3 protein-coding genes and 1 pseudogene are annotated in these 2,159 nt (G+C 44.2%); 3 read left to right on the forward strand and 1 reads right to left on the reverse strand.

What is annotated here, in order from left to right; translation table 11 throughout:
* Positions 1–230: 230 nt before the first annotated feature.
* On the reverse strand, positions 231–440 hold the full coding sequence (locus IQ242_RS23155) for a hypothetical protein (RefSeq protein WP_193961567.1): 210 nt from the start codon (positions 438–440) through the stop codon (positions 231–233).
* A 250-nt stretch (positions 441–690) separates the two neighbouring features.
* Here IQ242_RS23155 and IQ242_RS23160 point away from each other — a divergent pair, with 250 nt between their 5' ends.
* From IQ242_RS23160 to IQ242_RS27305, 3 genes and pseudogenes are all read left to right on the forward strand, one after another.
* On the forward strand, positions 691–984 hold the full coding sequence (locus tag IQ242_RS23160; RefSeq protein ID WP_193961568.1) for a hypothetical protein: 294 nt from the start codon (positions 691–693) through the stop codon (positions 982–984).
* 281 nt (positions 985–1,265) lie between these two features.
* A pseudogene (locus tag IQ242_RS26475) lies at positions 1,266–1,718 on the forward strand (choice-of-anchor R domain-containing protein); the annotation flags it as partial.
* Between the two features lie 27 nt (positions 1,719–1,745).
* On the forward strand, positions 1,746–1,838 hold the full coding sequence (locus tag IQ242_RS27305) for a PEP-CTERM sorting domain-containing protein (protein ID WP_157404800.1): 93 nt from the start codon (positions 1,746–1,748) through the stop codon (positions 1,836–1,838).
* The last annotated feature ends 321 nt before the right edge of the window (positions 1,839–2,159 follow it).

Consider the following 2,159-nt stretch of genomic DNA (forward strand, 5'->3'; position numbering starts at 1 on the left):
CTGATAAGTTTTGATAATCCATAATTTTGCTAATAAACATAGCAAAATTATAGATGATTTCCTGACCTAAGATCACATTTTATTCTTTTTTCAACTTCAATCTAAAAATCGAGAAAAAAGCAAAGCCCTCCATTATACCATAAAAAAATTATGCAAGAGGTCTATTATAACCAGCTACTTATCTGTCACCAATACCCAATTATTTTCTATACATTGAGCAGCAATCCATTTCACCACTCATTGACATCTACCTGACGACATTCTGTTTTAATGGCTTGTTGTAGTTCTTGTGCCTCTGAATCGCTTAAAATGCCTGAAAACTTGGCCAGAGGATGACTGTTGCCTGTTGCCTGAACTCGATGTAAAAAATCTAATACGGTTTCTATTAGATCATTAGGTGCTTGTTCGAGTTCTTGAATTAATTGTTGACGATGGTTCATAGACAGTCTGAACGAGTAATACAGTAAATGTGATGGCTACCTTGAATTCTCAATGACGTTCTCAAATTTTGGCGAACTTTTTCCCAGAAATAGATCTTAATTGACTCATCTGAATTTCGGAGATTATTCATTCGATCGCCTAGTAATATTGTAGGCTGATAATCGTTGCCGTTGCCTCTGGATTGGTAATTCTGCCATCTTTCGGGAGTGATAGAATGCTAAGTATCCCCCGCAACAAGGAATTTAGTTTATGAGTCAATCGGGAGAAACCGTCACCTATTCCCTAGAAGCCATCCTGACGCGGATCGAGGGAAAGATCGATCAAATCGATGATCGCCAGACAAAACTAGAGGTAGGACAGGCAAAATTAATCGAGAAAGTCGAGGGAATGGATAAGCGGTTAGAAAGGCTAGAAAACGAACAATCGGGGCTAGTTAAGGATATATCCGATTTAAAAGGGGCGAAATCGCTGATTATCCCCGTAACCGTCGCGATTATTACCGCCATACTCACGGTTTTCCTTCGCTCTTTACCCTCTCCCTAAAGGAATCGCACTTGGCACGAGCAGAAACTGCCCGATGTTGCATACCACTTTCTAGCTATTTTGTCAACACCCTATAGAATTAAATATCATACCAGACGATAAATGATAACTATAAATAATCAATGGTTCAACAGAAGAGACAGCTGCGATATGCTCAGTGGAGTCTTTCTTAACTTTTTTAGAGATCATGAAAACCTTACCAATTTCTTTGGTGTTAGCGGGCATCAGTAGTTCACTTGTGCTAACGGGGGGGGGTAAACCCTGTCCGCGCGGCAGTTCTGATCGGGAATCTCCCGCAAACGGGTGATAATAGTACTGGTATTAGCACCAGCGGCGTAAAAGCACTCGCCTTTACCCTGCCCGCGGGTAACAATTACAGCCTCGACAACGCCATCCTGCGACTCAGTGGCTACGATCCAGGAGAGACTCCCCTAGTCCAGATCCGCAATGATGTCGGGGGCAGCGATCCGGGCAGTACCGTCCTCGCCAGTTTCACCAATCCCACCCCTCAAGGAGCGGGAACCTTTAACTACACCTTCACTCTCACTAGCCCCTTCACGTTTACCGCCGGTACTAAATACTGGTTATACGTTGCCAGCACCAGTGGAAATTTCATATGGAACGCCTCTTTTCCTAGCCAAACCCCGACGGGCATCGCTACCTCATCGGGATCCCGGTTTAGTAATGACAGTGGAGCGAGTTTCAATAACAGTTCCATTTTTAACAGTTTCCAGATCAACGCAACCGAGATAACCGGCCCGGTGGCCAGCACGCCCGAACCCAGTGCGATCGCGGCGTTGTCCCTGTTCGGATTGGGATTACTGGGGGTTAAAGGTCGTCGGAATGAAGGATAGTAGGTTGATTCATGAATCAACTCTTATAGCTGTAGCTGTAGGTTGGGTTGAACGATAGTGAAACCCAACAACCGAGGATTTATGTCGGGTTTCGTTGCCTCAACCCGACCTACGAATTTACTAACCCCCCCGATGTCCTATCCATTAGTCACATCTTTCTTAACATAAAATTTGACAAAAAGAGAAAAGTGTGGCAGATGGCTCAAGGGGGTTCTATGGGGGAACCAATTTGATGAGATAGTTTCCAAGTCTGGCTGATATCATGTTACCTTCCCAGTCCCAACCAAATAGTTTTAACACCTGGTTCACCGTCGCCTTTTC

Source organism: Microcystis sp. LEGE 08355, from assembly GCF_015207185.1.
Lineage (GTDB): Bacteria > Cyanobacteriota > Cyanobacteriia > Cyanobacteriales > Microcystaceae > Microcystis > Microcystis panniformis.

Bases quoted from the DNA above. Each gene is read 5' to 3' on its own strand.
- IQ242_RS23155 (WP_193961567.1), bottom strand. From the start codon at position 440: ATGAACCATCGTCAACAATTAATTCAAGAACTCGAACAAGCACCTAAT.
- IQ242_RS23160 (WP_193961568.1), top strand. From the start codon at position 691: ATGAGTCAATCGGGAGAAACCGTCACCTATTCCCTAGAAGCCATCCTG.